Below are 7,944 nucleotides of genomic sequence, written 5' to 3' on the forward strand. Positions count from 1 at the left end.
AACATATATTTATAGAACAATTAACAACAAACCGCGTTTGTTTTTGAATTAACTTTCAAATTAGTGTTAAATTGTAATAAATAAATGTTCTTTATTTTAGATACCGTTTTTTGAGGTTTTAGAAAAATCATGAAGCTTAAAAAGTACATTAATTGTGTAAACAAGTAATCACTGTTTAAGTGGAAAGCTTCTAAAAAGTAGCAGAATCGAAAGTGAATGCGAAAATAAAAAGCAATGTCTACTCAAGTATCCAACACAAATGTGAAAGATACAAGACATCAAGAAAAACAATCTAAACGAAGCCAAGTAGTGACAAGTCAATACCTTTTGATAGTTATGAACCGTTTCATTGATTTAGTGATGCTTGAATTGAAAAAGACACAAGAACAGTAGTTTAATTGTCTTGATTTTAACAGCAATGTTAAATAGATCATGTTAAGCTATTTCAAAAAAGCCATATCAACGTAGTAAAATACAGTGATATGGCTTTTGTTTTTTAGTGAGGTATGGTTTTAAATTATACTCTCATAAAAGTCATCCTGAGATTACCGAAGGAACTCAGATATTCGCAGAGCATTTCGTAAAAACAAAGTAATATTGTCCGCTATTTTAAGATAAACTATTCATGAACAATACACCAATAAATTATACATCAGTACGCCTCAGTGCGATTTTTACGAAATATCGTATAAAAAACCCTTAAACCTATCCCAAACCTCGTTTATAAAATCATTCAATTTTCGTATATTCGCCCAGCTTAAATTCTAAGCATTTTAATACACTAAATTCTAAATACTTTATGGAAAACACTCCTACAATCATTTATACAAAAACAGATGAAGCTCCTGCATTAGCAACACGTTCACTGTTACCAATTATAAAATCGTTTACAAAATCTTCAAATATTAATATAGAAAGTAGAGATATTTCTCTTGCCGCGCGTCTTTTGGCAAACTTTCCAGATTATTTAACAGAGTCACAACGGGTGCCAGATGCGTTAGCAGAATTAGGAGAATTAGTAAAAAGACCGGATGCAAATATCATTAAGCTTCCTAATATTAGTGCTTCGGCCCCCCAGTTAAAAGCTGCAATCACAGAATTACAAGAACAAGGTTATGCATTGCCTGATTATCCAGATGAGCCTTCAAACGATGACGAAAAAGCACGAAGAAAGCGTTATGATAAAATTAAAGGTAGTGCAGTAAATCCTGTGCTTCGAGAAGGAAACTCAGATAGACGTGCACCAAAAGCTGTAAAGAATTTTGCTAAAATGCATCCGCATTCTATGGGAGTATGGTCTAAAGACTCTAAAACTCATGTGTCCACAATGACTCATGGTGATTTTGCACATAATGAAGTTTCTGTTACTCTAGAAGAAGCAACCACAATTAAAATTGTTCACACAGATAAGTCTGGCAAAGCAACAGTTTTAAAAGAGGGTTTATCATTACTTCAGGGAGAAATCATTGATACCACAATCATGAGCAAAAAAGCATTACTTGAGTTTTTAGACGAACAAGTAGAAGATGCTTTAGACAAAAGTGTATTGTTTTCATTACACATGAAAGCAACGATGATGAAAGTTTCAGATCCCATTATTTTTGGTCATGCAGTTCGTATATTCTTTAAAGATTTATTTAAAAAACATGGTAGCACTTTTGAAAAAATAGGTGTTGATGTGAATAATGGTTTTGGAAACCTGTTAGAGAAATTAAGTGAACTTTCAGAAGATAAGCGTGAAGAAATTAGAGACGATATTAGATTTGCTCTAGATCATGGTCCAGATTTAGCAATGGTAAATAGTGATCGCGGTATTACAAATTTACATGTGCCTAGTGATGTTATTATTGATGCATCTATGCCAGCAATGATTCGGACATCTGGACAGATGTGGAATGCAGATGGAAAACTGCAAGACACAAAAGCAGTTATTCCAGATAGTAGTTATGCTGGAATTTACTCTGCAACTATAAATTTCTGTAAAAAACATGGTGCTTTTGATCCTACAACTATGGGAACAGTTCCTAATGTTGGACTAATGGCTCAAAAAGCAGAAGAATATGGTTCTCATGATAAGACGTTTGAAATATCCTCAAAAGGAAAAGTAGAAGTTATTGATGCTTCTGGAAACATTTTAACATCTCACAAAGTTGAGGCTGGTGATATCTGGAGAATGTGTCAGGTTAAGGATGCACCAATTCAAGATTGGGTAAAATTAGCAGTGACTCGTGCTAGGGCTTCACAAACTCCTGCTGTTTTCTGGTTGGATAAAAAGAGAGCTCATGATGCAGAATTAATCAAAAAAGTAAATACCTATTTACAAGATTACGATACTTCTGGTTTAGATATTAGAATTCTATCTCCTATCAAAGCGACTGAGTTTACGCTCGAAAGAATCAAAGATGGAAAAGATACAATTTCTGTTTCAGGAAACGTATTACGTGATTACTTGACCGATTTATTTCCTATTCTAGAACTAGGTACTAGCGCAAAAATGCTGTCAATTGTTCCTTTAATGAATGGTGGTGGCTTATTTGAAACTGGTGCTGGAGGGTCTGCTCCTAAACACGTGCAACAATTTACTCAAGAAAACCATTTACGTTGGGATTCTCTAGGTGAGTTTTTAGCACTAGCGGTCTCTTTAGAGCACTTCGGAAATGTAAATAATAACAAAAAAGCAATCATTTTGTCTCAAACTCTAGATGACGCAACAGATAAATTATTAGCAAATGGAAAATCACCCTCTAGAAAAGTTAATAAATTAGACAACAGAGGAAGTCACTTCTATCTATCTTTATTTTGGGCAGAAGCTCTAGCCAATCAAACTAAAGATGAGGAATTAAAGCACGAGTTTGCTAAAGTATTTAAAGATCTACAAGCTCATGAAGTTAAAATTGTTGAAGAATTGATTACTGTACAAGGAGAAGCCATAGATATAAAAGGATATTATGAGCCAAATGAAGACATAACTTCTAGAGCGATGAGGCCAAGTGAAACTCTTAATAAAATAATAGGTTAACAATTAGACTATTTTTAACATTAAAAAGCTCCACTTCAAAATGGAGCTTTTGTACTTTTGTAGAAATTTTCTTTAAATGAAGCAAAGCCTCCGTTCTTTCTTAACCACAATAGTCTTCCTAATTACATATTTGAGTTATTCACAAGACAATTTCACGTTAAGTGGTACCATTATAGATTCTGGTAGTAATGAAACTCTAATTGGTGTTAATATTATATTTCCTGCGTTACAAACTGGTACCATGACTAATGAATATGGCTTTTACTCTATTTCTTTACCAGAAGGAACTTATAAAATGCTAATAAGTTACTTAGGATATACTACTGTTACTGAAACCATAATATTTTCCGAAGATAAAACAGTTAATTATAAATTATTAGAAAGCACAGAAAGTCTTAATGAGGTCATAATTAAACAAGATATTGAAAAATTAAACATCAAAAAACCTCAAATGAGTGTTAACGCTTTATCTATTAGCACAATAAAGCAAATGCCAGTGGTTTTAGGAGAAGTAGATATTATAAAATCAATTACACTTTTACCAGGTGTAACGAGTGCTGGTGAAGGATCTTCTGGCTTTAATGTTAGAGGTGGTGCTGCAGATCAAAACCTTATTTTACTTGATGAAGCTACTATTTTTAATTCATCACATTTATTTGGTTTCTTTTCGGTCTTTAATCCTGATGCAATAAAAGATATTAAATTATACAAGGGTGGAATTCCTGCAAAATACGGTGGACGGGTATCTTCCGTTTTAGACATCTATCAAAAAGACGGTAACAGTAATGAGTTTCATATGAATGGTGGAATTGGTATTGTATCTAGCAGACTACTAGCAGAAGGACCAATTAAAAAAGAAAAAGGGTCGTTCTTAATTGCTGGAAGAAGTAGTTACGCACATCTCTTTTTACCATTATTCGATATAGATAATATTGCTTATTTCTACGATTTAAATGCAAAATTAAGCTATCGCCTAAATGATAATAATAGTATCTATCTCTCTGGTTATTTTGGAAGAGATGTCTTTAATATTTCAGATAGTTTTGAAAATACATATGGTAATACAGTTGTAAATTTTAGGTGGAACCATCTATTCTCAGATAAATTATTTTCAAATATGTCTGCTATTTATTCAGATTACTATTACGGTTTAAACTTAAACTTTGTAGGATTTGATTGGAATTCAGGAATTCAAAATTTTAATTTTAAATACGACTTAAAACATTATCTCAGTAACAATCTAAAATTAGAGTATGGTTTAAACAGTATTTATTACAAATTTAATCCAGGGGATATTAAGCCATCTACAGAGTCTTCTGGAATTAATCCATTCAAATTAACAGATAAGTTTGCCTTTGAAAATGCAATTTATATAGACGCAGAACATCAAGTTTCAGATAAATTAGCACTATCCTATGGTTTTAGAGTAAGTTCATTTTTGAGACTAGGCCAAGATGAACTTAATGTTTATGAAAATGACAATCCGTTAATCTTTAATAACGATCTTCAAATTTATGAAAAAGCAAATCCTATTGGGACAGAACAATCTGAGAGAACTGATATTATAAAATCTTTCGCAAATATTGAACCTAGGTTTTCATTAGCTTACCAATTAAATGAAAAATCATCTATAAAAGCTAGTTATAATAGAATGACGCAATATTTGCATCTCTTATCAAATACAACCTCCCCAACACCCTTAGATATTTGGACTCCAAGTGGAAAATACGCTAAACCACAATTATTAGATCAAGTCGCTGTAGGTTACTTTAGAACATTTAAGGACAATTTATTTTCTTTAGAAGTAGAAAGTTTCTATAAAAAAATACAAAATAGAATCGACTATGTTGACGGTGCAGATTTAATTGCTAATAACGCTATAGAACAAGTTATTTTAAACGGCAGAGCAAGAGCTTATGGTCTAGAAATTTTGTTTAGAAAAAATGAAGGAAAATTCAAAGGCTGGCTAGCCTATACATTATCAAAATCTGAGCAGCAAACACCTGGCAGAAATTCAAATGAAGCAGGAATAAATAACGGTCAATGGTATGATACCCCGTTTGACAAAACACACGACATATCATTAACAGCAAGTTATGAATTTAATGAGAAATGGACATTTGGTAGTAATTTTATTTTTCAAACAGGACAACCTAGTACATTTCCAAATGGCCAATATGAATATAACGGTATAACGATACCAAATTATGAAGCTCGAAACTTAAGTAGGTTACCCACGTATCATAGATTAGATCTCTCTGCTACTTATAACCCCAATACTAATTCAAAAAAACAATTGAAAGGTGAATGGGTTTTCAGTATTTATAATCTTTATAACAGACGAAACGCAGCTTCAATTAATTTTGGTCAAAATAGAATCACAGGTCAAAATGAAGCGACTAGATTAGCAATTTTTGGTGTGATTCCATCAGTTTCATATAATTTTAAGTTTTAAATCATGAAAAAATATCTATATATATTAGTAGCCTTATTAATCTGTTCCTGTGAAGACGTTATCGATGTAGATTTGAATACTATAGAACCCAAATTAGTAATCGATGCCTCAATAAATTGGTTCAAAGATACTCCAGGAAATGAACAAGAAATAAAGCTAACGTTAACAGCTCCCTATTTTGCCAATGAAATTCAACCAGCTACTGGAGCACAAGTTACGGTATCAAAAGCTGGGGATGATATATTTGTGTTCACAGAAGATAGTAATACGGGAATTTACAGAAACAACGCGTTTATTCCACAAATTAATGAAACCTATAGTTTAAAAATTAGATATCAAGATCAAATATACTCAGCCACAGAGACACTAAAGTCTGTTGTTGATATTGATTTTGTAGAACAAAATGATGAAGGCGGTTTTAGCGGAGATGAAACAGAACTCAAGGCTTTTTATACAGATCCAATTAATGAAGAGAATTACTATTTCTTTGAGTTCCTGAATGATCTTCCAGATATTCCAACTCTAGAAGTCTATGACGACAATTTTACAAATGGTAATCAAATTTTCGGCTTCTATACAGAAGAAGAACTAGAAGCTGGTGATCTTGTTACTATAAGAAATTATGGGGTTTCAGAGCGTTTCTATGAGTTTATGTTTATACTTCTTCAGCAAAATGCACAAGAAGGTGGCGGGCCTTTCGAGACACAACCTGCAACCGTTCGAGGTAATTGTATCAACGAAACCAATCCAAAAAATTTTCCTCTTGGATATTTTAGATTGTCAGAAGTTGCAGAATTAATTTATACGGTTGAGTAAAATATTTTGGACGTTACCCTTTAAAGTGAAACTTTAAAGCGTCGTGTTATCCGTTATATCTTTTTGTAAAAAACACAAAAAGGATGTCACTGCTACCACTAACGCAAAAAAAATGAGCTACTTTTACAATATGACGTTTATAAAAACTACTGAGCAAGACTCCTATTATAATCATTTAGAGAAAATGACTATTAATGAACTGCTAACACATATGAACAACGAAGATAAGTCTGTTCCTCTAGCTGTAGAAAAAGCCATCCCTCAAATCGAGATAATCGTAGAAAAAATAGTTGAAAAATTAAAAGTTGGTGGCCGACTATTTTATATTGGCGCAGGCACTAGCGGACGATTAGGCATTCTTGATGCATCAGAATGTCCACCAACTTTCGGAATCTCACATGATGTAGTTATTGGACTTATCGCAGGAGGAGATATAGCCATAAGAAAGGCTGTAGAAAATGCTGAAGATTCAACAACACAAGGCTGGAAAGACTTACAAACATGTAACATTTCACATAATGATATTGTCATTGGAATTGCAGCTTCAGGCACTACACCGTACGTCATAGCTGCCTTAAATCAATGCAACTCAAAAGGGATCATTACCGGTTGTATTACTTGTAATAAAAATAGCCCGCTATCCAATGTATCACAGTATCCAATAGAGGTTGTTGTCGGTCCAGAATTTGTCACCGGTAGTTCTCGTATGAAAGCAGGTACTGCACAAAAATTAGTATTAAATATGCTTACGACTTCTACCATGATTAAACTCAACAAGATAAAAGGAAATAAAATGGTAGACATGCAACTAAGTAATAATAAGCTTGTTGATCGAGGAATCAAAATGCTTATAAAAGAACTTAGCATTAGTTTTGAAGAAGCACAGAGTTTAATAAAAAAACACAAAAACGTTAGAACAGCAATACAAAACTATACCAATGGAAACTAAAAGAACAAACAAAGATGTTTTAGTAAAAGGCATGAAAACAATGGGTATTACTGCTATACTTATGTTCTTAGGACCTACACTCGTTTACGTCGGACTAAGTAATCCAGATAAACCCCTGTATATTCCAATTCTGATTGCGGCAGCTATCATCTGCATTCTAGCCATCTACTTTGCCTTTAAAGGATTAAAAACAATTATGGATAGTATGTTTAAAAAATAATATTTCTTCGTACAACTTCGAATACTGACTAAAAAAGCCTATATAATACAAGACTGATAAACTTTAAATTTAATGTTTACGTTATCTAGACGTCAATCAAACATCTTTTAAAATATTTCACTTATGTGTTAACGTTATGGATTTAATAACTATTGAATCAACGCATTAAACTGCGGTTTCTGTAAGTATTGACACATTATGCAATGATTACTATAATGGTTTGAAAGAAAATAAATAAATGTTAAAATTTATAGCATCGCATGGTATGATAATACTGACTGCTCATTTAATTCAAATCTCATAATTGAAAACGTCATTTATACTAAACTTCAAGCAAATAAAATAGGTATTGGATCAGATATGATGATATCACTTACAACGAAAACAATCTAAAATAATAGACTCCCAAACACTATTATTTAAGTTCAGTAATAATTAGGACATAACCAAATAACAACAAGCCAGCTTTAATCTTAAAGCTGGCT

5 protein-coding genes are annotated in these 7,944 nt (G+C 32.5%); all 5 read left to right on the plus strand.

The window, feature by feature from the left end:
• Positions 1–799: 799 nt before the first annotated feature.
• The 5 genes from H593_RS0107495 (at position 800) to H593_RS0107515 (ending at position 7,459) form a co-directional block, all read left to right on the plus strand.
• Entirely contained in the window at positions 800–3,019 is a 2,220-nt protein-coding gene (locus H593_RS0107495; protein WP_028871881.1) for an NADP-dependent isocitrate dehydrogenase, read from the plus strand.
• Positions 3,020–3,095: 76 nt separating this feature from the next.
• Positions 3,096–5,474: a TonB-dependent receptor gene (locus H593_RS0107500; protein ID WP_028871882.1), complete on the plus strand. Its 2,379-nt coding sequence runs from the start codon at positions 3,096–3,098 to the stop codon at positions 5,472–5,474.
• A 3-nt stretch (positions 5,475–5,477) separates the two neighbouring features.
• Positions 5,478–6,290 (plus strand): DUF4249 domain-containing protein, encoded by an 813-nt coding sequence (locus tag H593_RS0107505; protein WP_028871883.1) that lies wholly within the window; start codon positions 5,478–5,480, stop codon positions 6,288–6,290.
• A gap of 130 nt (positions 6,291–6,420) precedes the next feature.
• The gene (gene murQ / locus H593_RS0107510) at positions 6,421–7,239 is read left to right on the plus strand and encodes an N-acetylmuramic acid 6-phosphate etherase (protein ID WP_028871884.1); all 819 of its coding nucleotides are present in this window, start codon (positions 6,421–6,423) and stop codon (positions 7,237–7,239) included.
• The gene (locus H593_RS0107515; RefSeq protein ID WP_028871885.1) at positions 7,229–7,459 is read left to right on the plus strand and encodes a DUF6095 family protein; all 231 of its coding nucleotides are present in this window, start codon (positions 7,229–7,231) and stop codon (positions 7,457–7,459) included. The genes murQ and H593_RS0107515 overlap by 11 nt, the downstream gene beginning before the upstream one ends.
• The last annotated feature ends 485 nt before the right edge of the window (positions 7,460–7,944 follow it).

Origin of the sequence: Psychroserpens burtonensis DSM 12212 (assembly GCF_000425305.1) — a bacterium.
Taxonomy (GTDB): domain Bacteria; phylum Bacteroidota; class Bacteroidia; order Flavobacteriales; family Flavobacteriaceae; genus Psychroserpens; species Psychroserpens burtonensis.

Coding starts and splice junctions, on each gene's coding strand:
- H593_RS0107495 (WP_028871881.1), top strand. CDS start 800: ATGGAAAACACTCCTACAATCATTTATACAAAAACAGATGAAGCTCCT.
- murQ (WP_028871884.1), top strand. CDS start 6,421: ATGACGTTTATAAAAACTACTGAGCAAGACTCCTATTATAATCATTTA.
- H593_RS0107505 (WP_028871883.1), top strand. CDS start 5,478: ATGAAAAAATATCTATATATATTAGTAGCCTTATTAATCTGTTCCTGT.
- H593_RS0107515 (WP_028871885.1), top strand. CDS start 7,229: ATGGAAACTAAAAGAACAAACAAAGATGTTTTAGTAAAAGGCATGAAA.
- H593_RS0107500 (WP_028871882.1), top strand. CDS start 3,096: ATGAAGCAAAGCCTCCGTTCTTTCTTAACCACAATAGTCTTCCTAATT.